This window comes from Aliivibrio fischeri (assembly GCA_038993745.2).
Lineage (GTDB): Bacteria > Pseudomonadota > Gammaproteobacteria > Enterobacterales > Vibrionaceae > Aliivibrio > Aliivibrio fischeri_B.
Genome location: CP160629.1, coordinates 392,860 through 415,189, shown reverse-complemented (window position 1 = coordinate 415,189; position 22,330 = coordinate 392,860). Strand labels below are relative to the sequence as shown.

Annotated in this window: 26 protein-coding genes and 2 pseudogenes; 16 read left to right on the top strand and 12 right to left on the bottom strand. The window is 39.5% G+C overall.

What is annotated here, in order from left to right:
- Nucleotides 1-139 precede the first annotated feature (139 nt).
- The 3 genes from pyrB to AAFX60_002025 all read left to right on the top strand — a co-directional run bounded on the left by pyrB (nucleotide 140) and on the right by AAFX60_002025 (nucleotide 2,075).
- Nucleotides 140-1,069 (top strand): aspartate carbamoyltransferase, encoded by a 930-nt coding sequence (gene pyrB / locus AAFX60_002035; GenBank protein ID XDF78015.1) that lies wholly within the window; start codon nucleotides 140-142, stop codon nucleotides 1,067-1,069.
- Nucleotides 1,070-1,082: 13 nt separating this feature from the next.
- Nucleotides 1,083-1,547 carry an aspartate carbamoyltransferase regulatory subunit gene (gene pyrI, locus AAFX60_002030; protein ID XDF78014.1) on the top strand — a complete coding sequence of 155 codons (465 nt, stop codon included), beginning with the start codon at nucleotides 1,083-1,085 and terminating at the stop codon, nucleotides 1,545-1,547.
- A gap of 138 nt (nucleotides 1,548-1,685) precedes the next feature.
- Complete coding sequence (locus AAFX60_002025) at nucleotides 1,686-2,075, top strand: RidA family protein (protein ID XDF78013.1); 390 nt, start codon at nucleotides 1,686-1,688, stop codon at nucleotides 2,073-2,075.
- A gap of 73 nt (nucleotides 2,076-2,148) precedes the next feature.
- Here AAFX60_002025 and idi read toward each other — a convergent pair whose 3' ends face one another.
- From idi to mlaF, 9 genes and pseudogenes are all read right to left on the bottom strand, one after another.
- A complete protein-coding gene (gene idi, locus AAFX60_002020) occupies nucleotides 2,149-2,694 on the bottom strand; it encodes an isopentenyl-diphosphate Delta-isomerase (GenBank protein XDF78012.1) in 546 nt (181 codons plus the stop codon).
- A 71-nt stretch (nucleotides 2,695-2,765) separates the two neighbouring features.
- On the bottom strand, nucleotides 2,766-3,494 hold the full coding sequence (locus tag AAFX60_002015) for a 1-acylglycerol-3-phosphate O-acyltransferase (GenBank protein ID XDF78011.1): 729 nt from the start codon (nucleotides 3,492-3,494) through the stop codon (nucleotides 2,766-2,768).
- Nucleotides 3,495-3,641: 147 nt separating this feature from the next.
- Nucleotides 3,642-4,910 (bottom strand): UDP-N-acetylglucosamine 1-carboxyvinyltransferase, encoded by a 1,269-nt coding sequence (gene murA / locus AAFX60_002010; GenBank protein ID XDF78010.1) that lies wholly within the window; start codon nucleotides 4,908-4,910, stop codon nucleotides 3,642-3,644.
- Between the two features lie 11 nt (nucleotides 4,911-4,921).
- Nucleotides 4,922-5,179 (bottom strand): BolA family iron metabolism protein IbaG, encoded by a 258-nt coding sequence (gene ibaG, locus AAFX60_002005; protein XDF78009.1) that lies wholly within the window; start codon nucleotides 5,177-5,179, stop codon nucleotides 4,922-4,924.
- Nucleotides 5,179-5,499 (bottom strand): STAS domain-containing protein, encoded by a 321-nt coding sequence (locus AAFX60_002000; GenBank protein XDF78008.1) that lies wholly within the window; start codon nucleotides 5,497-5,499, stop codon nucleotides 5,179-5,181. The genes ibaG and AAFX60_002000 overlap by 1 nt, the downstream gene beginning before the upstream one ends.
- Entirely contained in the window at nucleotides 5,499-6,140 is a 642-nt protein-coding gene (mlaC, locus tag AAFX60_001995) for a phospholipid-binding protein MlaC (protein ID XDF78007.1), read from the bottom strand. The genes AAFX60_002000 and mlaC overlap by 1 nt, the downstream gene beginning before the upstream one ends.
- Nucleotides 6,140-6,634: an outer membrane lipid asymmetry maintenance protein MlaD gene (gene mlaD, locus AAFX60_001990; GenBank protein ID XDF78006.1), complete on the bottom strand. Its 495-nt coding sequence runs from the start codon at nucleotides 6,632-6,634 to the stop codon at nucleotides 6,140-6,142. The genes mlaC and mlaD overlap by 1 nt, the downstream gene beginning before the upstream one ends.
- Nucleotides 6,635-6,637: 3 nt before the next feature.
- On the bottom strand, nucleotides 6,638-7,432 hold the full coding sequence (gene mlaE, locus AAFX60_001985) for a lipid asymmetry maintenance ABC transporter permease subunit MlaE (GenBank protein XDF78005.1): 795 nt from the start codon (nucleotides 7,430-7,432) through the stop codon (nucleotides 6,638-6,640).
- Nucleotides 7,425-8,230, bottom strand: a pseudogene (gene mlaF / locus AAFX60_001980) (phospholipid ABC transporter ATP-binding protein MlaF). Before mlaF ends, mlaE begins: the two are co-directional and overlap by 8 nt.
- Nucleotides 8,231-8,431: 201 nt before the next feature.
- Between mlaF and AAFX60_001975 the strand changes: the two are divergent.
- From AAFX60_001975 to mgtE, 12 genes are all read left to right on the top strand, one after another.
- A complete protein-coding gene (locus AAFX60_001975) occupies nucleotides 8,432-9,403 on the top strand; it encodes a calcium/sodium antiporter (GenBank protein ID XDF78004.1) in 972 nt (323 codons plus the stop codon).
- 185 nt (nucleotides 9,404-9,588) lie between these two features.
- Complete coding sequence (gene kdsD / locus AAFX60_001970) at nucleotides 9,589-10,563, top strand: arabinose-5-phosphate isomerase KdsD (protein XDF78003.1); 975 nt, start codon at nucleotides 9,589-9,591, stop codon at nucleotides 10,561-10,563.
- Nucleotides 10,563-11,123, top strand: coding sequence for a 3-deoxy-manno-octulosonate-8-phosphatase KdsC (gene kdsC / locus AAFX60_001965; GenBank protein ID XDF78002.1), 561 nt, complete (start codon nucleotides 10,563-10,565; stop codon nucleotides 11,121-11,123). The genes kdsD and kdsC overlap by 1 nt, the downstream gene beginning before the upstream one ends.
- Nucleotides 11,120-11,683 carry an LPS export ABC transporter periplasmic protein LptC gene (gene lptC, locus AAFX60_001960; GenBank protein ID XDF78001.1) on the top strand — a complete coding sequence of 188 codons (564 nt, stop codon included), beginning with the start codon at nucleotides 11,120-11,122 and terminating at the stop codon, nucleotides 11,681-11,683. Before kdsC ends, lptC begins: the two co-directional genes overlap by 4 nt.
- Complete coding sequence (gene lptA / locus AAFX60_001955) at nucleotides 11,664-12,161, top strand: lipopolysaccharide transport periplasmic protein LptA (GenBank protein XDF78000.1); 498 nt, start codon at nucleotides 11,664-11,666, stop codon at nucleotides 12,159-12,161. Before lptC ends, lptA begins: the two co-directional genes overlap by 20 nt.
- Nucleotides 12,162-12,163: 2 nt before the next feature.
- On the top strand, nucleotides 12,164-12,889 hold the full coding sequence (gene lptB / locus AAFX60_001950; GenBank protein ID XDF77999.1) for an LPS export ABC transporter ATP-binding protein: 726 nt from the start codon (nucleotides 12,164-12,166) through the stop codon (nucleotides 12,887-12,889).
- A gap of 23 nt (nucleotides 12,890-12,912) precedes the next feature.
- Entirely contained in the window at nucleotides 12,913-14,382 is a 1,470-nt protein-coding gene (locus tag AAFX60_001945; GenBank protein XDF77998.1) for an RNA polymerase factor sigma-54, read from the top strand.
- 19 nt (nucleotides 14,383-14,401) lie between these two features.
- On the top strand, nucleotides 14,402-14,689 hold the full coding sequence (hpf, locus tag AAFX60_001940) for a ribosome hibernation promoting factor (protein XDF77997.1): 288 nt from the start codon (nucleotides 14,402-14,404) through the stop codon (nucleotides 14,687-14,689).
- 1 nt (nucleotide 14,690) lies between these two features.
- Nucleotides 14,691-15,134, top strand: a complete 444-nt coding sequence (ptsN, locus tag AAFX60_001935; protein ID XDF77996.1) for a PTS IIA-like nitrogen regulatory protein PtsN — start codon at nucleotides 14,691-14,693, stop codon at nucleotides 15,132-15,134.
- Between the two features lie 23 nt (nucleotides 15,135-15,157).
- Nucleotides 15,158-16,012 carry an RNase adapter RapZ gene (gene rapZ / locus AAFX60_001930; protein ID XDF77995.1) on the top strand — a complete coding sequence of 285 codons (855 nt, stop codon included), beginning with the start codon at nucleotides 15,158-15,160 and terminating at the stop codon, nucleotides 16,010-16,012.
- An 18-nt stretch (nucleotides 16,013-16,030) separates the two neighbouring features.
- Entirely contained in the window at nucleotides 16,031-16,309 is a 279-nt protein-coding gene (locus AAFX60_001925; GenBank protein ID XDF77994.1) for an HPr family phosphocarrier protein, read from the top strand.
- A 150-nt stretch (nucleotides 16,310-16,459) separates the two neighbouring features.
- Nucleotides 16,460-17,815: a magnesium transporter gene (mgtE, locus tag AAFX60_001920; GenBank protein ID XDF77993.1), complete on the top strand. Its 1,356-nt coding sequence runs from the start codon at nucleotides 16,460-16,462 to the stop codon at nucleotides 17,813-17,815.
- 84 nt (nucleotides 17,816-17,899) lie between these two features.
- On the opposite strand, the gene pmbA is transcribed toward mgtE, so the two are convergent.
- Nucleotides 17,900-19,243: a metalloprotease PmbA gene (gene pmbA / locus AAFX60_001915; GenBank protein ID XDF77992.1), complete on the bottom strand. Its 1,344-nt coding sequence runs from the start codon at nucleotides 19,241-19,243 to the stop codon at nucleotides 17,900-17,902.
- 118 nt (nucleotides 19,244-19,361) lie between these two features.
- Between pmbA and yjgA the strand changes: the two genes are divergently transcribed.
- The gene (gene yjgA, locus AAFX60_001910; GenBank protein ID XDF77991.1) at nucleotides 19,362-19,892 is read left to right on the top strand and encodes a ribosome biogenesis factor YjgA; all 531 of its coding nucleotides are present in this window, start codon (nucleotides 19,362-19,364) and stop codon (nucleotides 19,890-19,892) included.
- An 81-nt stretch (nucleotides 19,893-19,973) separates the two neighbouring features.
- Here the strand turns inward: yjgA and tldD are convergent.
- Nucleotides 19,974-21,418: pseudogene (gene tldD, locus AAFX60_001905) on the bottom strand (metalloprotease TldD).
- A 93-nt stretch (nucleotides 21,419-21,511) separates the two neighbouring features.
- On the bottom strand, nucleotides 21,512-22,330 hold the full coding sequence (locus AAFX60_001900) for a carbon-nitrogen hydrolase family protein (GenBank protein XDF77990.1): 819 nt from the start codon (nucleotides 22,328-22,330) through the stop codon (nucleotides 21,512-21,514).

The window sequence follows — 22,330 nt, the reverse complement described above, 5'->3', positions numbered from 1 at the left end:
CGGTCGACCGAGTAGCTACATTGAAAAAATGTGGTGGTCCCCTATTTTTTGATTTTCCTAATCAACCCAATTTTTAAAGCCTCCTATTTATTAGGGGGCTTTTTTTTGATTTCAATATAATACATAAGGGAAGAGAGACATGGCTAACTCGCTATATCAAAAGCATATCATTTCTATTCCAGAGCTTTCTCGTCAAGAGTTAGAGCTGATCGTTGAAACGGCAGGGAAGATAAAAAAAGAACCTCAACCTGATTTATTGAAAAATAAAATCGTGGCGAGTTGTTTCTTCGAAGCATCAACTCGTACCCGTCTTTCATTTGAAACTGCCATCCAGCGTTTAGGTGGTTCAGTAATTGGTTTCGATACCGCTGGCAATACCTCTCTTGCACAAAAAGGGGAAACACTAGCGGATTCAGTTCAAATCATTACCTCATATGCAGATGCTTACGTTATGCGTCATCCACAAGAAGGGGCTGCACGCTTAGCGTCTGAATTCTCAAACGGCACACCAGTAATTAATGCTGGTGACGGTGCAAACCAACACCCAACTCAAACGCTCTTAGATCTTTACACCATTTATGAAACTCAAGGTCGCTTAGATAATCTAAACGTCGCTTTCGTTGGTGATTTGAAATACGGTCGTACTGTCCACTCTCTGACCCAAGCGTTAGCAAAATTTGAAGGCATTAAATTCTTCTTCATTGCACCAGAAGTATTAGCGATGCCTGACTACATTTGCGAAGAACTTGATGAACTAGGTATTGAATACCAACTGGTTGAAAGCATGGATGATGCAATTCCTGAGCTTGATATTCTATACATGACTCGAGTACAGAAAGAACGTTTTGATGAGTCTGAATACGCACACATCAAATCAGCATATATTCTTTCAGCTGAAAACCTACAACCAGCACGCGAAAACTTAAAAGTACTGCATCCACTACCACGTGTTGATGAAATTGATACCGATGTAGACGCAACGCCACACGCTTACTATTTCCAACAAGCTGAAAATGGTGTTTATGCTCGCCAAGCTCTATTGGCTTTAGTTTTAAATGAAACACTTTAAGGGAGAGAATACCATGGCTAACAAAACTCAATTACGTGTTGAAGCTATCAACAACGGTACGGTAATCGATCATATTCCCGCTAACATTGGGATTAAAGTGCTTAAATTATTCCAAATGGATAAAAGTGCAGAGCGTGTAACTGTTGGTTTGAATTTACCTTCATCAGCGCTTGGAGCAAAAGATTTATTAAAAATTGAAAATACATTTATCACTCCAGAGCAAGCAAGCAAACTCGCATTATATGCACCGCACGCAACAGTTAACCAAATTGAAAACTATGAAGTAGTAAAGAAAATACCATTAGTGCTACCAGAGCAAATCACGGGTGTTTTTGAGTGTCCAAACAGTAACTGTATTACTCACGGTGAACCTGTAGACAGCAGCTTCAAAGTCCTAACAAAGAAAGAAGATATTCATCTGAAGTGTAAATACTGTGAGAAAGTATACTCACGTGAAGTAGTCACTGACTTAAATTAATTAAATTTGATTCTCTTCTCAGCCTCGATATTCTCGGGGCTGTTTTCTTACGGTTATTTGTTTTATATTGAACAATCGTAATGCTTCTAAGGTCTATTGCTCCTTAGACTTACTTTATTTCAAAAAGGAATCATAACAATGACTAAAGTTCTTCATACAGATAATGCACCAGCAGCTATTGGCCCATACATTCAAGGTGTTGACCTTGGTAATATGGTACTAACTTCAGGCCAAATCCCTGTAAACCCTGCAACAGGTGAAGTATCTGACGATATCGCTGAGCAAGCACGCCAATCACTAGAGAACGTAAAAGCCGTTGTTGAAGCTTCTGGCCTAACTGTATCTGACATTGTAAAAATGACAGTTTTCGTAAAAGATCTTAATGACTTTGGCACAGTAAACGAAGTATATGGTAACTTCTTCGACGAACACAAAGTTGCAAACTACCCTGCTCGCTCTTGTGTTGAAGTAGCTCGTCTACCAAAAGATGTTGGTATCGAAATCGAAGCTATTGCAGTTCGTAAATAATCGAACACTAAATTAAAACGAAATAAGGCAGATTCTTTTCTGCCTTATTTTTATCTAATAAAAGAATATCGACTTAGTTCGCTTGCTGTAGGTGAGTAAGTACTTTCTTATAAACAGTAGGAAACCAAACAGAAAAAGCATCTGGGTTTGCTTTCATTTCTTTTTCAATATCAGCTTCACTCCACCACTGAATGTCACTGACTTCTTCAGGGTTCAATATAAAACTCACATCTGGAGTATTAGCAATCAAAATAAAATCTTGCTCATGCTCACTCAATCCATTTTCTAATTCAGCTTGATAAATAAACCAACCAAGATTTACGAACTGCTCTGGTAAAACACCAGTAATACCAATCTCTTCATTTAAACGTCGCGTACCCGCCACCTCTACGTTTTCATTCACTCGAGGGTGAGAACAACAGGTATTGCTCCATTTGTTCTTACTGTGGTATTTACATTCGGCACGCTTTTGTAATAAAAACTCTTTTCCTAAATCCGTTTCACGATAGAGCAAAACTGAAAAAGCGAGATGTAACAAGCCTTTTTCATGCGCTTCTAATTTTTCCATTGTACCAATGGCATCACCTTGCTCATTCACAAGAACTACATATTCTGTCATGTCTACACATCTAAAAAAGAAAAAGGCACACAGAAGACCGTATGCCTTAGATAAAATTTAAGGATGATTAATTACGCTTGGTTGCGTTCTGCAACTTCTTTATTTAATTCTTCTAATTTAGTAATCATCTGCTCACGGCACAAATTAGCTAATTCACGCACATTGTCTTTTTCGTACCCTTCACTGCTAATCGGTGGCAAAATTTCAACAATTACATGTCCATTATTCCAACGATTTAACTTGATGTTGCCTTGAGTATTACTACACACAATCGGAGTTACAGGCACATCCGCTGCGATAGCGGCATGAAAAGCGCCCGTTTTAAATGGTAGCAATCCACGTCCACGTGAACGTGTTCCCTCAGGAAACATCCAAACAGAAACATTGCGCTTTTTAATATTCTCTGCCACTTGAGCAATCGTACCTACCGCTTTACTGCGATTGTTACGGTCGATCAAAATATTCCCTGTAATCCAGTAAAGCTGACCAAATAATGGCATCCAAGCTAAGCTTTTCTTACCAACCGTTACGGTTCTTGGCTGAATAGCACCAGAAACAGTAAAAAGATCCCAGTTATTTTGGTGATTCGCAATGTATAAACTTGGCTCTGAACTTTTTGCACTCTCTGGTACACGGATTTCTAGTTTGATACCAAAAACACGTGACATTCGAGCAAATAAGCGACCAAAAGTATAAACGTGCTTTGGATTACGAGGGCTTAATAAGCAATAACCGCAACCAAAAACAAAAGTAAAGACAGCAAAGATAGCCAACGCAATCAGGCGTAACAATGCGATCATAAATGTATCTCCTAAACTCACAAACCTGTTCATTATTATCGTTTTTAATAAACAAATTAGCTTTATTTCCAACCAATAAAAAACCGGGTAGTAATATACCCGGCTTCCACTTTAATACGTTTACATTAAGCGTATATATCGCAACACTTATAAGTCGTCGCTATGAACTCGCTCAATATTTGCACCTAAAGCGGTTAACTTGTCTTCAATCTTATCATATCCACGGTCGATATGATAAATTCGATCAACAATTGTTTCACCTTTTGCTATACAACCTGCGATCACAAGGCTTGCTGATGCACGTAAATCTGTCGCCATAACCTGAGCACCACTTAAACCATCAGTGTCACCACAAATCGCAGTATTACCTTCGATTTCAGCGTGAGCACCCATACGTTGCAGTTCAGGAATGTGCATGAAACGGTTTTCGAAAATCGTTTCAGTAATGATACCTGAACCTTTAGCCATCATATTTAAAAGTGTGAATTGAGCTTGCATATCTGTAGGGAATGCTGGGTGTGGTGCAGTACGGATATTTACCGCCTTTAACTCACGGCCAGTCATATCTAAGCTAATCCAATCATCACCAGTTTGAACGTCTGCACCCGCTTCTTCAAGCTTAGCAAGTACCGCTTCAAGCAGATGTGCTTTAGTATTCTTACAAACAATCTTACCGCCAGATACTGCAGCAGCAACAAGGAACGTACCGGTCTCAATACGGTCAGCAACCACTTCGTGATAACCACCACCTAGGCGTTCAACACCTTCGATAGTAATAGTATCGGTACCCATACCAGACACTTTAGCGCCGATAGCATTAAGGAAGTTAGCAGTATCAACAATTTCAGGTTCACGTGCTGCGTTTTCTAATACCGTCGTGCCTTCAGCCAATGTTGCTGCACACATAACAGTAATTGTTGCACCAACACTTACTTTGTCCATTACGATATGAGCACCTTTAAGGCGACCATCAACTTCCGCTTTTACATAACCTTCTTCAAGTTTGATTGTTGCGCCTAATTGCTCTAATCCGTGAATATGAAGATCAACAGGACGAGCACCGATAGCACAACCACCAGGTAATGAAACCTGACCTTTACCAAAACGAGCAACTAGTGGACCTAATGCCCAAATTGATGCTCGCATTGTTTTAACTAAATCATAAGGTGCACAGAAGTCATTTACGCCACTTGCATCAATATGAACAGAACCGTTACGAGATACTTCAGCACCTAAACGCTTTAACAGTTCCATCGTGGTGTCAACATCACGAAGTTTCGGTACGTTTGCTACTTCAACAGGTTCTTCTGCAAGTAACGAAGCAAATAGAATTGGTAGTGCAGCATTTTTTGCACCAGAAATTGTAACTTCGCCAGAAAGTGGTTTATCACTTCCTTGAATTCGAAACTTATACATCAAAGGGCCTCTTAGAATAAGCTATTTAATTTTTTATCACGTGCCCACTCTTCAGGAGTAAACGCTTTTATTGATAGAGCATGAATTGTGTTCGTTGAGATATGCTCCATCAAAGGTCCATAGATGGTTTGTTGTTTTTTCACTCGGCTCATACCTGCGAATGATGCATCAACAGCAATGACTTCGAAATGGCTTCCTTCGCCTTTTACGTGTATCTCTTCTAGTTGAAGTGCTGCGTCTAGTAACTCTTTAATCTCGGCGCTATCCATTACTCTACCTTTGCGTTATTTATATGATCAGCAAACAATGATTCCACATTACTTAATTGAATTAAAGTAATGAGCTGATCTGGGACGAAAGTAAACATTATATGACAGTTTTGATTTTTTGCATGCTCTATTAGGTGTAAAAGTAATACAAGCCCTGCAGAGTCAATGCGATTAACGTGAGCTAAGTCTACCTTTACTTGACTCAAATTAGGTTGCCACTTTGTCAATTTATTCCAAATATTAGGCACAGTCTCACGATCAAGAGCACCTTTGAAGCTTATTTCATCAACTTTGGTTACACATAAATCGATAACAGGCATTATTTATTGCCTTCTAATCGAATCGGTAGCTTAGCTAAAGAGCGTAACTCAGCACTTACCAAGCTGATACCTTCTTTGCGAATTTTACCATTCCACTCAGACTGCTTAGTCGATAAAAGGCTTACTCCTTCAGCGACCATATCGAAGGCCTGCCATTCCCCTGTCTTTTTGTTCTTACGAAGTTTGAAATCGACTTTTACGGTCGGACGAGCTGAATCTAAGATATCAACACGAACACTGATGATTCTTTTTCCTTCCGGTATTTTTTTCGCTTTTTCCAATACGATTTTTTGATCAGTATATAGTGTTAAAACTTGAGCATAAGAAGAAACTAAATAATCACGAAAAGCAGTCACGAACTCTTCTCGCTCTTCTGGTGTAGTTTTCTTTAAGTGTGTCCCTAATAATTTGTAAGCTGCATATTTTACATTTACATACGGCATTAACTCTTCATCAACGACCGTTTTTAAAATATTTGGATCCGTTTTTATTGCACTCTGCTCTGATTTTAATCGAGCAAAAGTAATTTCAGATACTTGTGCCATCATTTCATAAGGTTTTGTTTTATCTATCTCTTGAGCATTAATCGCTGATGAAAAAAAACAAATTACGACTATAACTGCACTTATCCACTGTTTCATTACTCTTCCTCACTTGCTTCTGACGAATCACCACCAATGCTGTATAGCACTTGCCCGATCATATCCTCTAATACTAATGCTGATTTGGTATCTTCAATAAAATCACCATTACCTAACATATCAATATCTTCATCAATAAAACCTGGAACAATCCCAATGTATTGCTCGCCAATTAAACCCGACGTTAAAATCTGAGCCGCAGAGGTTTCAGGAAACGAACCAAATTGCTTATCTATTTGCATACTGACGATAGGTAAATAACTCTCTTTATCAAGAGTAATGTTATCTACACGACCAATAACAACACCACCTACTTTTACTGGTGAGCGTGATTTTAAACTTCCGATGTTATCAAATTGAGCATTTAGGGTGTAATACTCGCCACTACCACCACTGCGAACATCCGCAACTTTAAGTAATAACATCAGTAGAGCGGCCATTCCTGCTAATACAAAAAGGCCAACAAAAAATTCTACTTTACGTGTCTGTTGCATAATTTAGTTCCCAAACATCAGTGCCGTAAGCACAAAATCAATACCTAATACCGCCAACGAAGAGTGCACTACTGTACGTGTCGTTGCCAATGAAATACCTTCAGAAGTCGGCGTTGCATCATAACCATTAAACAGAGCAATCCATGTAACAATAAACGCAAACACCACACATTTAATTAAGCTATTTATAATGTCATATCGCACATCAACCGATGATTGCATTACCGACCAAAAACTGCCGTAATCAATCCCTTTCCATTCAACTCCGACAATTTGTCCTCCCCAAATACCCACTGCCATAAAGATGACAGCGAGAATTGGCATCGAAATGATCCCTGCCCATAGACGAGGTGCAATAATTTGACGCAGCGGGTCTACTGCCATCATCTCCATACTTGAAATTTGTTCGGTGGTTTTCATTAATCCAATTTCAGCGGTTAATGCGGAGCCTGCGCGTCCCGCAAACAATAGCGCTGTTACCACAGGCCCTAACTCTCTAAGTAATGATAAGGAAACAAGCTGCCCTAAACTGGTCTCTGCCCCGTAATCAACTAAAATAATATAACCTTGCAAGCTGATTACCATGCCAATAAAGAGCCCTGACACCACAATAATCACTAAAGATAAAACACCTACGGAATAGAGTTGCTTTAGCAACAAAGGAAACATTTTTATTGGTTGAGGTTTCGCAAATATTGCGCCAAGCAACATAAAGGTTGCACGACCAAAGGCCTCACAAACCGATAAAGCTCGTCGTCCTATCTGTTCTATTGAGGAGACAAGTGAAAAATTACTCATAAGAGAAAAGATCCTCATTTAATGTGTTAGCCGGAAAACGAAATGGTACTGGTCCATCTGATTCACCATCCAAAAATTGTCGAACTTGAGGATCGGGATTTTGCTCCAATTCTTGTGGTGAACCTTGCGCAATAATTTTACCATTAGCGAGTAAATAAACATGATCTGCAATACTCATCACTTCAGGAACATCATGTGAAACAACAACAGAGGTTAATCCTAACGCATCATTTAGATTACGAATTAAATCAACCAGTACTCCCATCGTTATAGGGTCTTGGCCGACAAAAGGTTCGTCATACATGATTAAGTCAGGATCTAATGCGATTGCGCGAGCTAATGCAGCACGTCTTGCCATCCCACCTGAGAGTTCACTTGGCATCAACTGAGCTGCACCACGTAGCCCCACTGCTTCAAGTTTTAAGAGAACCAGTGTACGGATCAGTGTTTCAGGCAATTGAGTGTGTTCTCTTAAAGGAAAAGCCACATTATCGAATACGTTCATATCCGTAAATAATGCGCCAGATTGAAATAACATCCCCATTTTCTTACGGGCTAAATACAAAGCTTTACGCCCTAGCTTGGGATATTCCACTCTTCAAAATGGATATTTCCTGATTCAGGAAGTATTTGCCCACCAATTAACCGTAATAATGTGGTTTTACCAATTCCTGATGGCCCCATGATCGCCGTTATCTTCCCTTTTGGAACAGACAAACTAATATCATCAAAAATAATACGCTCACCACGTTTAAAGGTTAGATTCTCTATTTTAATCAGTGTGTTCTGCGTATCCATATCTTCACAGCTCATTTAAATCATGCATTAACAATATAATCATAAGTATACGTGAACTTATCTATCTAACTTATATTTTTTAATAATCTTTAGAGACTGTTCCACGTAAAGCGCTCCTTTTTTCTTTCTTTTTTGTTAGAGAAACGTCAAAATTAGCGATTCAAATTAAAAAACATCTTTCTACAAAAGGAAATTAACACAATGACAGAGCTGCTCATGCCAACTCTACTTCTTATCGTCGGTCTATCTCTATTGGTTTGGGGCGCCGATAAACTGGTATTTGGTTCTGCTGCCTTAGCGAGAAACTATGGTATTTCCCCTCTTGTAATTGGTATGACTATCTTAGCCATGGGCTCATCTGCACCCGAGATGATGGTGTCAGCTGCTGCTGCTTTAGATGGAAAAACAGATACTGCGGTTGGTAACGTTATTGGTTCAAACATTGCGAACATCGCGTTAATTTTAGGTATTACCGCCTTAATTAAACCATTAGCAATCAGCTCAGCAATCATTCGTCGTGAACTACCATTAATGCTGATGGTTACATTATTAGCTGGTGGTATTATGTTTAATAACTACCTTGGCTTTTATGAAGGTTTATTGTTAATTGGCCTTTTTGCTTGCTTCATCATTGCAATGCTATACATCAGTAAAAACGAACAACAAAACGGGGATATTCTTCTTGAAGAACAAGAATCTGAAATCCCAGAAGGTGTAGCAAACGGTAAAGCACTTTTCTGGGTCGTTGTAGGTCTTATCTTACTTCCTGTGGGTGCAAACATGTTGATTGATAATGCCGTTGTTATCGCTAAATACTTTGGTATGAGTGATTTAGTTATCGGCTTAACGATCATTGCATTAGGTACGAGTCTTCCTGAGTTAGCGGCTTCTGTTGCCGGTGTACTTAAAGGTGAAGATGATATGGCAGCAGGTAATATCATTGGCTCAAACGTATTTAATATTCTTGCAGTAATGGGGATTCCAGCATTAATTAATCCATCAGAAATTAGTCCTGATCTTATGGGCCGTGATTTCTATGTAATGCTAGGTGTATCTATCTTATTACTCATCATGGCATTAGGAAAAAGCCGCAGCATTAATCGCATAGAAGGCGGTATTTTAGTGACGTGTTTCTGTGTCTACCAAGGCTATTTATTTCTAAATATGGGTTAACCATTCTTTTGGACCCCATAAGTTTGATGAACAATAAAAATCATGAACTTATGGGGTATTTATCCCGATAATTTACCTTCTTTTACCTACTCAATATTGAACTAGCTCTGGCAAATGGCATAATATTTGTATAGGCTATTCCTCTAAATCATAAATTCCGCTCAAATACAGCAAGGTGGTAACCGATGGCAACTCAGTTTGATTTCTGCAAAGCAGGAAAAAATGTTCTTCAAATTGAAATCGATGCTCTTACCCAACTCAGCAATTACATTAACGATGACTTCACTAAAGCGTGTCAATTAATGCTTGAATGCAAGCAAAAAGTCGTTGTTATGGGAATGGGTAAATCAGGTCACATTGGTAATAAGATTGCAGCTACCTTAGCAAGTACAGGCACTCCCTCTTTCTTTGTACACCCTGGCGAAGCAAGCCATGGTGATTTAGGCATGATTGAAAAAGGCGATATTGTTATTGCTATTTCTAACTCAGGTGAAGCGTCTGAAATCCTTGCTTTACTGCCAGTAATTAAACGTCTAGGTATCACGTTAATTACAATGACAGGTAAACCGGAATCTAGCATGGCAAAAGTAGCTGATGTGAACCTTCAAATTACGGTTCCTCAAGAAGCTTGCCCTCTTGGTTTAGCGCCAACATCAAGTACAACAGCAACCCTTGCTATGGGAGACGCTTTTGCTGTTGCGCTTCTTCAAGCAAGAGGCTTTACTGCTGATGACTTTGCTTTATCACATCCAGGTGGCGCTTTAGGTCGTAAATTACTACTCTTATTATCAGACATCATGCATACAGGTGATGAATTACCAATGGTTACGGCTGATGCTCTTATTAAAACAGCACTTTTAGAAGTGTCTGAAAAAGGGTTAGGAATGACAGCTATCGTTGATAACGAGCAAAAAGTAATTGGTATCTTCACTGATGGTGATTTACGTCGCCTTTTAGATAATAAGATCGATATCCATACTCAAACTATTGGAGAAGTAATGACACACTCTCCAGCGGTTGCTAATCCAAACTTACTTGCTGTTGAAGGTCTAAACCTAATGCAAGATAAGAAAATAAATGGATTATTACTTTGTGATGAAACTCATCGTTTAGTTGGTGCATTGAATATGCATGACTTATTAAAAGCGGGAGTGATGTAATGACAACAAAATTAGTTTCAACTCTGTATGGCCAAGTTGAAGAGTCTATCTTTAACATAGCAAAAGACATCAAGCTTCTAATTTGTGATGTTGATGGCGTCTTCTCTGATGGCCTTGTTTACATGGGTAATGATGGAGAAGAACTAAAAACGTTCCATACTCGTGATGGCTATGGTGTGAAATCACTCATGTCAGCAGGGGTTGAAATTGCGATTATTACGGGTCGCAACTCAAAAATTGTTGAAAACCGAATGACGGCCCTTGGTATTAAATTGATCTACCAAGGACAAGACAACAAATTACAAGCATACCAAGATATTTTAACTAAACTCAATGTAGCTCCAGAGCATACTGGCTATATTGGTGATGACCTTATTGATTGGCCTGTTATGGAAAAAGTTGCATTAAAGGTATGTGTTGCTGATGGACACCCTTTATTAGTTCAACGAGCAAACTATGTAACAACCATAAAAGGTGGTCATGGTGCTGTTCGTGAAGTAAGCGACCTGATCCTAGAAGCAAAAGGTGAATTAGAGCAACATAAAGGTTTGAGCATATGAGCTTAAAACATCTTTTCATGGCCGTTCTATTGATGATTTGTAGCTGGTCAGGCTACAACTTATATTATGACTACGTGAAAGGTGAACAACAGACAACACCAGATCAACAAGTCCCTGTTTTTACAGGTAAAGGGATCACGAATAATAACTACGATGTAAGTGGTATTCGTAACTATCAAATAAATGCAAAAGCATTAGCTCGATTTGGTAAGACTGGTGAAACGAACTTCACAACACCTCACCTTTTTGTATTCAAAGATGGTGAATTAAAAGAATGGGAGATCATCTCCGATCTCGGCGTTTTAAATAAAAAGCACGAACTTTACTTAAGCGGTAACGTCATTGTTAAAAACCTGCTGCCTGACGCTGCATTTGAAACAATGACAACAGACAGTATGAAGATCGAGCTAACGACAAAAGACTTTATGACAGAGGATGTTGTTAATCTCATTGGCCCTACTTTTGAAACAACAGGAGTAGGAATGAAAGGTAACTTCACAAGCCAAGAAGCAACCCTATTAGAAAATGTACAAGGTATCTATGAAGCTTTCACACGTTAGTCTACTTGCAAGTCTACTTTTTAGCGCTTCAAGCTGGGCATTGAGTAGCGATACAGAACAACCGATCCACATTAATTCAAATTCACAGAATTTTGATATGCAAAGTAATCAAGTAACCTTCACAGGTAACGTGACACTAAAACAAGGCAGCATCGAAATTTTTGCAGATAAAATTGTGGTAATTCGTCCTCAAGGTAAAGAAGGACGAGAAGTGTTAGAAGCATATGGAAAACCAACTCGCTTTAGCCAATTAACGGATGATGGCAAAACACTAAAGGGTAAAGCAAACAAATTGCGTTATGAGCTAGAAAACGAATTTCTAAAAATGACAGATAGCGCAGAGTTAACCCAAGATGACAGCATCATAAAAGGTAAAGTAATTACCTATAATATGAAGACTCAAAAACTGATTGCTGATGGTGGTAAAGACGATCGCGTAACAACCATCCTTCAGCCTAGCCAATTGAATAATAAATAATTATGGCCATATTAGAAGCAAAGAATTTAGCAAAAACATACGGAAGCCGCAAAGTAGTTTCCGATGTAAGCCTTACAGTTGAATCAGGAAAGATTGTTGGTTTATTAGGGCCTAATGGTGCAGGTAAAACGACCTCTTTCTATATGATAGTAGGCTTAGTCGCTCGTGATGAAGGTTCGATTACTATTGATGGTGTCGACATTTCATTGCAACCAATGCATAACCGCTCAAAAATGGGGATAGGCTATCTACCTCAAGAAGCTTCTATTTTTAGAAAATTGTCGGTATTTGACAATATCATGGCCGTTTTACAAACGCGTAAAGATCTAAATAAAGCTGAACGTCTTGATAAACTTGAAGAACTATTAGATGAGTTCAATATCCAGCACATCCGTAATAGTAATGGTATGGCGCTATCTGGTGGTGAACGTCGTCGTGTTGAAATCGCACGCGCACTCGCAGCAAATCCTAAATTCATTTTATTGGATGAACCATTTGCGGGTGTTGACCCTATCTCTGTTATTGATATCAAAAAGATCATCCAACATCTAAGAGATCGTGGTTTAGGCGTATTAATCACTGACCACAATGTTCGCGAAACGCTTGATGTATGTGAGCACGCTTACATCGTAAGTCAAGGTCACATGATTGCAAATGGCACACCTGAACACGTATTAAATGATGAACACGTAAAACGCGTTTATCTTGGTGATCAATTTAAGTTGTAATGTACAAAAGGTATCGCTAAATAATGAAAGCATCTCTTCAGCTAAAAATGGGACAACAACTTGCTATGACGCCTCAGTTGCAGCAAGCTATTCGATTATTGCAATTATCGACCCTTGACCTACAGCAAGAGATTCAAGAAGCGCTCGACTCAAATCCACTTCTAGATGTAGAAGAGGAAGCATTAAGCACACCTGAAACTCTTACCTCTCCTGAGCCTAAATCAGAAAAAGAAACCGCATCAGCAGAGCAAGAAACACCAGTAACTGATAGCAGCGATGTCATCGAAAGCAATAACATTTCAGAAGAACTTGAGATGGATGCAAGTTGGGATGATGTTTATAGCGCAAACAGTGGAAGCACTGGATTAGCCATTGATGATGACACACCTATTTATCAAGGTGAAACCACAGAAAGCTTGCAAGATTATCTGATGTGGCAAGCTGACTTAACCCCATTTACCGATCTTGATCGAACAATCGCAACCACGATTATCGAGTCATTAGATGAATACGGTTACCTGACTAGTTCTCTCGACGATATTTTAGAAAGTATTGGAGATGAAGAGGTTGAAATGGATGAAGTTGAAGCGGTTTTAAAACGCATTCAACAATTTGATCCATTAGGTGTTGCTTCTCGTGATTTAGCTGAGTGTCTATTACTTCAACTTGCAACTTACCCTGCTGATACCCCTTGGTTACCTGAAACTAAGCTGATTTTAAAAGATCATATTAATTTATTAGGAAATCGAGACTACCGACAACTAGCAAAAGAGACTAAGCTTAAAGAAAGTGATTTAAAACAAGTCATGATGCTTATTCACGAGTTAGATCCTCGTCCAGGTAACCGTGTTATCGATACTGAAACTGAGTACGTTATTCCTGATGTTTCTGTATTCAAACATAATGGAAAATGGGTTGTAACCATTAATCCTGATAGTGTTCCTCGCTTAAAAGTAAATGCGGAATATGCGGCTCTTGGTAAGACAATGGGCAACACTCCAGATGGGCAATTCATTCGGACCAATTTGCAAGAGGCAAAGTGGTTAATTAAGAGCTTAGAGAGCAGAAACGAGACGCTGCTCAAAGTTGCACGTTGTATAGTTGAACATCAACAAGATTTCTTCGAATATGGTGAAGAAGCAATGAAACCTATGGTTTTAAATGACATCGCATTAGATGTCGATATGCACGAATCCACCATATCACGAGTAACAACACAGAAGTTCATGCATACCCCTCGAGGTATTTTTGAATTGAAATATTTCTTCTCTAGTCATGTTAGTACGGATAATGGTGGTGAATGCTCATCTACAGCAATCCGAGCACTAGTGAAAAAATTGGTTGCGGCTGAGAATCAAGCTAAGCCGTTAAGTGATAGTAAAATTGCAACCTTACTGGCTGAGCAAGGGATCCAAGTAGCACGCCGTACCATTGCTAAATATCGTGAATCACTTGGTATCGCACCATCAAATCAGCGTAAGCGTTTACTTTAATTAATAAAAAGGAAGTGTTATGCAAATAAACATCGCAGGTCAAAACGTCGAACTAACCGATAGCCTTCGTGAGTATGTGAATACCAAATTCCAAAAATTAGAGCGTTTTTTTGAACACATTAATAATGTACATGTCGTGTTGAAATTAGAAAAAGTACAACATGTAGCAGAAGCAACACTTCACGTAAATCAAGGTGACATACACGCTCATTCTGACGCAGAAGATATGTATGCAGCGATTGATGGTTTGGTTGATAAGTTGATCCGCCAACTCAATAAACATAAAGAAAAACTAAGTAGTCATTAACATGCAATTAAGCACCATTCTTTCATTGGATTGCACTAAAAGTGCAGTCCAATGCACAAGCAAAAAGCGCGCATTAGAACTTATTAGTGAGATTGCCGCTCCTCAAATTGGCCAAAGCCCTCAAGAACTTTTTGAAAGCTTATTAAACCGAGAGAAAATGGGAAGTACTGGCATAGGTAATGGGATAGCTATCCCCCATGGCCGAATGTTCAATTGTGATAATGCCGTCGCTGTACTTATTCAATGCCAAGAGCCTATAGAATTTGATGCTATTGATAATCGTCCTGTTGATATTCTTTTTGCACTTCTCGTTCCTGATGAACAATGTAAGCTTCATCTAAAAACACTTTCTAGTGTTGCTGAAAAACTCAATGATAAACAAGTATTACGTCAGCTTCGCCATGCGGAAAATGATAACGAGCTTTATCAAATCATCACATCTTAGGCATCTCTTTTAAGGTCATAATAATGAAACTCATGGTAGTTAGCGGAAGCTCTGGAGCAGGCAAATCTGTCGCTTTACGTGTATTAGAAGATCTTGGTTATTATTGTGTTGATAATTTACCGATTGATTTACTCACGCAGTTTGTAGAGTCCATTCAACATAGCAGTCAAAATGTCGCTGTTAGTGTTGATATCCGCAACCTACCTAAAGATCCTGCATTATTAAAAAACACCTTAGCACTATTAAAGAAAACACATGATGTTACGGTTATCTTTTTAGATGCTGAAGATAAAGAATTAATTAAACGATACAGTGAAACTCGCCGCTTGCACCCTCTCTCTTTAATTGGTGAGCAGTGTTCTTTAGAGCAAGCCGTAACACTTGAGAAAAGCATATTAAGTGACTATAGAGAAGAAGCTGATCTTGTTTTAGATACCACAACAAAATCGATTCATGATTTAAGTGAAACCCTACGCTCACGGATCCTAGGTCGAGAATCTAAAGAGTTGGTGATGGTATTTGAATCTTTTGGATTTAAGCACGGTTTACCCACCGATGCTGATTATGTTTTTGATGTACGCTTCTTACCTAATCCTCATTGGGAACCAAGTTTACGCCCAATGACAGGGTTAGATAAACCCGTTGCTGACTATTTAGCAAAACACGCAGAAGTAATCCAACTTAAAGAGCAAATCCAACAATTTTTGACCACTTGGCTACCTGCTCTTGAAAAAAACAATCGTAGTTATTTAACCGTAGCGATTGGTTGTACTGGCGGTCAACACCGCTCTGTTTATATTACCCAACAATTAGGTGAATACTTTAAACAGCAAGGTAAACAAGTTCAGATCCGTCATAAAACCCTAGAAAGACATTAATATTAAAGAGCCTTAATTATGCCAATCTCATCTCGCCACTTATTAATAAAAAATCGATTAGGTTTGCATGCTCGCGCCGCAATAAAATTAGTTGAGATGGCACAAAGCTTTGAGGCTGTGATTACCTTAACCAATGAAGAGAACACTCAAGCAACGGCAGATGGTGTTATGGGGCTTTTAATGCTTGATTCATCACAAGGGCAATACGTAGATGTTTCTGCTGATGGCGTTGATGCAGAGCAAGCCCTCAATGCCATTTGTGAGCTTATTGAAGCGGGTTTTGATGAAGATGAGTAGATAATACTCATCTCAACACCTGTTTAACCCAATCCTTACAAAATTCACTTATCGTGCCTTCCAAATTGCGTTACTATTCAGCCCATTATCTAATCTAGATTGTCTATACTCATTATTCGAGTTAGAAATCGGTTTTCTATGGGGGAGAGTATGCAAGAGCTACAAGATTTCGATCAAACCCATCAAACTCTTCAAGAAGTATCTAATGCACTTGATAGTGGGATGTTTGTCCATGTTCGTCGTTTACTACAGGACATGGAACCCGAGGATATTGCCCATTTATTAGAAGCTTCGCCCAGAAAAAGCCGTAACGTATTATGGCAGCTAACCGATCCTGAAGATTACGGTGAGATCCTTGATGAGCTATCTGAAGATGTAAAAGATGGTATCGTCTCTCAAATGGCTCCAGAAAGCATTGCTGAAGCAACGGAAGGTATGGAGACAGATGATGTCGCTTACGTTCTTCGTAGCTTACCTGACGATGTCTCTCGTGAAGTATTAAGTCAAATGGATACGGTTGATCGCTTCCGCGTTGAAACCGCTCTATCGTACCCAGAAGACACCGCTGGCGGTATGATGAATACCGACTTCATTACGATTCGTGCTGATGTAGAGATCGATGTAGTTCTTCGTTACCTTCGTATGAAAGGTGAATTACCAGAAGCCACCGATGCATTGTACGTATTAGATGAAGAAAGCCGCTTAATTGGTCATTTATCTTTAACAACAATTCTTACCGCCCAACCAGATGTTCTTGTCAGCGATGTAATGGAAGACGCCGATGAAGCCATTCCTGTAAATACGGATGATGGTGAAGTTGCGAATTTATTTGAACGTCGTAACTGGGTTTCAGCACCGGTCGTTGATGAAAATAATTTACTCTTAGGTCGTATCACTATCGATGATGTTGTCGATGTTATTCGTGAAGATGCTGAACACTCAATGATGAGTATGGCCGGTATGGATGACGAAGAAGATACCTTTGCACCCGTAGTAAAATCAGCACGTCGTCGTAGTGTATGGCTTGGTATGAATGTACTTGCAGCACTTGCAGCGGCATCTGTGTCAAACATGTTTGAAGCAACCTTAGCACAAATGGCTTCTATTGCAGTTTTAATGACAATCGTACCCTCAATGGGCGGTGTTGCTGGTAACCAAACCGTTGCTCTGGTTATTCGTGGTTTAGCTGTGGGTCATATCGGTGACAGTAACAAAAAAGAACTGCTTATGAAAGAAGCGGGGATCGGTATCTTAAATGGTATTCTTTGGGCTGCTATCATTGGCGGTATAGTGATGGTTTGGAAAGGCGACATCATGCTTGGCGCTATTATTTCTGCTGCTATGTTGGTTAACCTTACTGTAGCCGGTGTTGCGGGTGTATCGATTCCTTTGATTCTTAAAAAAATGAATATCGATCCTGCATTAGCAGGTGGTATGGCATTAACAACCATTACCGATGTTATCGGCCTATTTGCTTTCCTTGGCCTAGCAACCATTCTGATGTAATTTTGATTTTTACATGACATAAAAAAAGCGCGCTCTCATTTAATGATTGCGCGCTTTTTTATTTATACTTTATTCACATTACGACTACTGACCAGCAATCTTCATTGATTCAATCAAAATAGAACCCATTTGGATTTGAGAGCGAGTTTCTACATCATTACCTACAGCAACAATATTGTGATACATGTCAGCAAGATTACCCGCAATGGTAATTTCAGAGACCGGATATTGAATTTCACCATTCTCAACCCAAAAACCTGCAGCTCCACGAGAATAATCACCCGTTACCGTATTCACACCTTGTCCCATAAGCTCTGTCACTAAAAGGCCTGTACCCATGGTTTTCAGCATTTGCTCAAAGCTTTGACCTGTAGATTTAACAAACCAGTTATGGATACCACCAGCATGGCCTGTTGGTGTCATGTTTAATTTACGTGCAGCATAGCTAGTTAGTAGATATGTAGCTAATACACCATCGGTAATGATTTCACGGTCTTGAGTATATAAGCCTTCACTATCAAATGGACTACTTGCCAGTCCTTTTAAAATATGTGGACGCTCACTTACGTTAAACCATTCAGGTAAAATCTTCTCATTTAGCTTATCAAGCATAAATGTCGATTTACGGTATAAGTTAGCACCACTGATCGCCATAACTAAGTGCCCTAATAAGCCTGTAGCAACGTCAGCAGCAAACATTACAGGTACTTTCATAGTATCTAGTTTTTTCGCATCTAAACGACTTACTGTGCGTTTTGCGGCTTCTAAACCTACTTTTTTAGCATCCCACAAATCATCACGATGACGAGCAACGGTGTAGCTATAATCACGTTCCATATCGCCATTTTTATCAACACCAATCACACTACAACTAATGCTTTGACGACTTGAAGGGTAACTTGCCAACATACCATGGCTGTTACCATAAACTTTAATGCCATAATGACTATCGTAACTAGCACCGTCGCTTTGCTTAATTGATGAGTGATACTCTAAAGCCGCTTGCTCAGCTTCAATGGCTTTTTGTGCGGCATAATCAGGCTCTGGCTCATCTGGGTGAAATAAATCCAAATCAGGAATGTCTTTCGCCATTAACTCTTTCGGTGCTGGACCTGAAAACGGGTCTTCAGATGTGTAGTTTGCAATATCCAGTGCTGCAGCAACAGTTTGTTGAATCGCTTTATCACTTAGATCAGATGTTGATGCGCTGCCTTTACGATGACCACGGTATACAGTGATGCCTAACGCTCCATCACGGTTAAATTCAACATTCTCAACCTCACCCATAAGTGTTGATACACTAATGCCCGTCGTTTTTGTAATAGCAACTTCTGCTGCACTTGCATGCTGTGTCGCCATGTCTAAAGCTTTAGCTACCGCTGCTTCGAGTTCAATTTTTTGATTCATCATTTGCTGTTTTGCGCCCATAACATCTGACTAAATAGATACATTTTTACTAGAATAACATTCTATGTGATAAATTTGCGCCCAATTATTCATTTATCTTGCTAAAATAGAGTCAATCACCCATTAAAGAATGAAGATCATGGCAAGAAAAAATCAGAAAGCTCCTTGGGAAGAGGAAGAAGAGATCATCTGGGTAAGTAAGACCGAGATGAAAAACGACATGGAAGACTTACAAAAATTGGGCGAAGAGTTAGTTGGTTTAAAACCATCTGTTCTGGCTAAATTCCCTCTTTCAGACGATCTGAGAGAAGCGATCAATGATGCTCAGCGTTTTAAAAATGAAGCGAAACGTCGTCAACTGCAATTCATTGGTAAGCTAATGCGTAATGAAGATCCAGAGCCAATCCAATTAGCTCTAGATAAAATTCGCAACAAGCACTCACAAGCAACAGCCGCACTTCATAAACTAGAAACACTTCGAGATCGTATGATCGAAGAAGGTGACGCAGTAATTGAAGAAGTAATGGTGAAATACCCTGACGCCGATCGTCAGCGTTTCCGCCAACTTGCGCGCCAAGCTAAAAAAGAAAAAGCATCGAACAAGCCACCAAAGGCGTTCCGTGAAATTTTCCAAATCTTAAAAGATCTATACCTAAACGAAGATCTGTAATTCTTTTGAATTCATATTTTTGTTAATAAAAAAGCCAAGTATTTTATGATACTTGGCTTTTTTTATTCATTCAGATTGCTGCTACTCTGTGCCACCAACCGTTAACGCATCTAGTTTAAGCGTTGGTTGACCAACACCAACAGGTACGCTCTGACCAGCTTTACCACACACACCAACACCACGATCGAGAGATAAATCATTACCAACCATCGAGATTTGCTGCATTGCTTCAATGCCAGAACCGATTAATGTAGCCCCTTTTACTGGGCGAGTAATTTTACCATTTTCAATTAAATACGCTTCTGATGCAGAGAAAACAAACTTACCAGAGGTAATATCTACTTGGCCACCACCAAAGTTAGGAGCATAAATACCTTTTTTAACCGTTGAGATGATTTCTTCAGGAGCATACTCACCAGGCAGCATATAAGTATTTGTCATACGAGGCATTGGTAAATGTGCGTAAGACTCACGACGACCATTACCTGTAGGTGCAACACCCATTAATCGAGCATTAAGCTTATCCTGCATGTAGCCTTTTAATACACCATTTTCGATTAGTGTATTGTATTGCCCAGGAACACCTTCATCATCGACATTTAATGAACCACGGCGATCAACCATAGTGCCATCGTCAACAATAGTACATACAGAAGACGTTACTTTCTCTCCAACTTTACCAGCAAATACTGACGAACCTTTACGGTTAAAGTCACCTTCAAGACCGTGTCCTACGGCTTCATGCAATAAAACCCCGGCCAACCAGAACCAAGAACGACAGGCATCATACCAGCCGGTGCTGCGTCAGCATCAAGATTAACTAATGCTTGACGAATCGCTTCATCAGCAAACTCTATCGCAATAGATTTACCATTCACTTCTGTTAAGAAGTAATCATAACCATAGCGGCCACCACCACCAGCGCTACCACGTTCACGCTTATCACCACGCTGAACTAATACGCTAATAGAAAGGCGTACCAATGGACGAATATCGGCAGCATAGGTACCATCTAAAGCTGCAACAAGCATTTGCTCATAAACACCACTTATGCTTGCAGACACTTCTTGAACTAGTGGTTCTTTCGCTCGAATATAAGCGTCGATCTCTTCAAGCAACGCGATCTTCTGTTGCTTATCTAAACTATTTAACGGATTTACAGGCTGATAAAATTGAGGAATAGACTGCGATGAGAATGTCTTAACTTTGCCTTCACCACCTTGCTGAACGATACCACGAGCCGCTCTAGCACTTTGAGTTAATGCTTCAAGATTAATTTGATCTGAATAAGCAAACCCTGTTTTTTCTCCAGCAACAGCTCGAATGCCAACACCACGGTCAATATTAAAAGACCCATCTTTAATAATACTGTCTTCAAGTACCAATGACTCATGCCAACATGATTGAAAGTAGATATCAGCGTAGTCTACGTCTCGTTTTGCGATGGTGCTTAAGGTCTGAGACAGTTCCTGCTGACCGATCCCTGCTTGACTCAATAAGGATTGTTCTACTTCTTGCAAACTCATTAGGAATACTCTTTTTTAAGAATTGAAAATCTATCGTTTAATTATGAAGAAAAAAGAGTGAGTTTTATAGGCTAAACTCACTCTTTTCTGTATTTAAGGTAGATAACTAATTAAACGAGCGTGTTGCGCTACGGGCATTTTTTTGCGGATTTGATTCATTTGCTCAAGGTCTATCTCAGCAATAATAACACCAGTGCCTTCTTGTTGTGCGGTCACTTTATTACCCCACGGGTCAATAATCATTGAATGCCCCCATGTTTCACGTCCAGCGCCATGTTTACCCCACTGCCCTGCAGCAAGTACCCAACACTGAGTTTCTATGGCTCTTGAGCGTAATAATATGTCCCAATGTGCATAGCCGGTAACTTTAGTAAAAGCCGCGGGAACAAGAATAATTTCAGCACCCTGTTTACGTAATTCACTGTACAACTGAGGAAAACGAACATCATAGCAAATAGATAGCCCGACTTTCCCAATAGGCGTATCTACGACTTTAATGTCATTACCAGCCGTAAAAGTATCGGATTCTCGGTAACTCTGATGTCTATCTTCGACATCAACATCAAACATATGCAATTTATTGTAATGTTCGACTAAATGACCATTATCATCAAATACAAGGCTGGTTGTCGATAAACTACCATTTTCATTTCTTGTAGGAAATGAACCTATCACAAGCCACAATTGATAGTGACGAGCAAGCGCTGACAATTGATCTTGTAATACACCTTTGCCTACTGGCTCGGCATATCGCTCATAATCGTCTTTTTGACCAAATACGATGCAATTTTCTGGCGTTAAAACTAACTTAGCACCTTGTAGTTGTAGCCCTTTTAGTTTGAGTTTTAGCTGCTTAATATTCTCATCAGGTTCCGCTCCCGAAGTCATCTGAACAATACCAACTTTACTCAT

What these genes read in the sequence shown, in the direction of transcription:
- pyrB (XDF78015.1), top strand. Translation starts at nt 140, where the DNA reads ATGGCTAACTCGCTATATCAAAAGCATATCATTTCTATTCCAGAGCTT.
- pyrI (XDF78014.1), top strand. Translation starts at nt 1,083, where the DNA reads ATGGCTAACAAAACTCAATTACGTGTTGAAGCTATCAACAACGGTACG.
- AAFX60_002025 (XDF78013.1), top strand. Translation starts at nt 1,686, where the DNA reads ATGACTAAAGTTCTTCATACAGATAATGCACCAGCAGCTATTGGCCCA.
- idi (XDF78012.1), bottom strand. Translation starts at nt 2,694, where the DNA reads ATGACAGAATATGTAGTTCTTGTGAATGAGCAAGGTGATGCCATTGGT.
- AAFX60_002015 (XDF78011.1), bottom strand. Translation starts at nt 3,494, where the DNA reads ATGATCGCATTGTTACGCCTGATTGCGTTGGCTATCTTTGCTGTCTTT.
- murA (XDF78010.1), bottom strand. Translation starts at nt 4,910, where the DNA reads ATGTATAAGTTTCGAATTCAAGGAAGTGATAAACCACTTTCTGGCGAA.
- ibaG (XDF78009.1), bottom strand. Translation starts at nt 5,179, where the DNA reads ATGGATAGCGCCGAGATTAAAGAGTTACTAGACGCAGCACTTCAACTA.
- AAFX60_002000 (XDF78008.1), bottom strand. Translation starts at nt 5,499, where the DNA reads ATGCCTGTTATCGATTTATGTGTAACCAAAGTTGATGAAATAAGCTTC.
- mlaC (XDF78007.1), bottom strand. Translation starts at nt 6,140, where the DNA reads ATGAAACAGTGGATAAGTGCAGTTATAGTCGTAATTTGTTTTTTTTCA.
- mlaD (XDF78006.1), bottom strand. Translation starts at nt 6,634, where the DNA reads ATGCAACAGACACGTAAAGTAGAATTTTTTGTTGGCCTTTTTGTATTA.
- mlaE (XDF78005.1), bottom strand. Translation starts at nt 7,432, where the DNA reads ATGAGTAATTTTTCACTTGTCTCCTCAATAGAACAGATAGGACGACGA.
- AAFX60_001975 (XDF78004.1), top strand. Translation starts at nt 8,432, where the DNA reads ATGACAGAGCTGCTCATGCCAACTCTACTTCTTATCGTCGGTCTATCT.
- kdsD (XDF78003.1), top strand. Translation starts at nt 9,589, where the DNA reads ATGGCAACTCAGTTTGATTTCTGCAAAGCAGGAAAAAATGTTCTTCAA.
- kdsC (XDF78002.1), top strand. Translation starts at nt 10,563, where the DNA reads ATGACAACAAAATTAGTTTCAACTCTGTATGGCCAAGTTGAAGAGTCT.
- lptC (XDF78001.1), top strand. Translation starts at nt 11,120, where the DNA reads ATGAGCTTAAAACATCTTTTCATGGCCGTTCTATTGATGATTTGTAGC.
- lptA (XDF78000.1), top strand. Translation starts at nt 11,664, where the DNA reads ATGAAGCTTTCACACGTTAGTCTACTTGCAAGTCTACTTTTTAGCGCT.
- lptB (XDF77999.1), top strand. Translation starts at nt 12,164, where the DNA reads ATGGCCATATTAGAAGCAAAGAATTTAGCAAAAACATACGGAAGCCGC.
- AAFX60_001945 (XDF77998.1), top strand. Translation starts at nt 12,913, where the DNA reads ATGAAAGCATCTCTTCAGCTAAAAATGGGACAACAACTTGCTATGACG.
- hpf (XDF77997.1), top strand. Translation starts at nt 14,402, where the DNA reads ATGCAAATAAACATCGCAGGTCAAAACGTCGAACTAACCGATAGCCTT.
- ptsN (XDF77996.1), top strand. Translation starts at nt 14,691, where the DNA reads ATGCAATTAAGCACCATTCTTTCATTGGATTGCACTAAAAGTGCAGTC.
- rapZ (XDF77995.1), top strand. Translation starts at nt 15,158, where the DNA reads ATGAAACTCATGGTAGTTAGCGGAAGCTCTGGAGCAGGCAAATCTGTC.
- AAFX60_001925 (XDF77994.1), top strand. Translation starts at nt 16,031, where the DNA reads ATGCCAATCTCATCTCGCCACTTATTAATAAAAAATCGATTAGGTTTG.
- mgtE (XDF77993.1), top strand. Translation starts at nt 16,460, where the DNA reads ATGCAAGAGCTACAAGATTTCGATCAAACCCATCAAACTCTTCAAGAA.
- pmbA (XDF77992.1), bottom strand. Translation starts at nt 19,243, where the DNA reads ATGGGCGCAAAACAGCAAATGATGAATCAAAAAATTGAACTCGAAGCA.
- yjgA (XDF77991.1), top strand. Translation starts at nt 19,362, where the DNA reads ATGGCAAGAAAAAATCAGAAAGCTCCTTGGGAAGAGGAAGAAGAGATC.
- AAFX60_001900 (XDF77990.1), bottom strand. Translation starts at nt 22,330, where the DNA reads ATGAGTAAAGTTGGTATTGTTCAGATGACTTCGGGAGCGGAACCTGAT.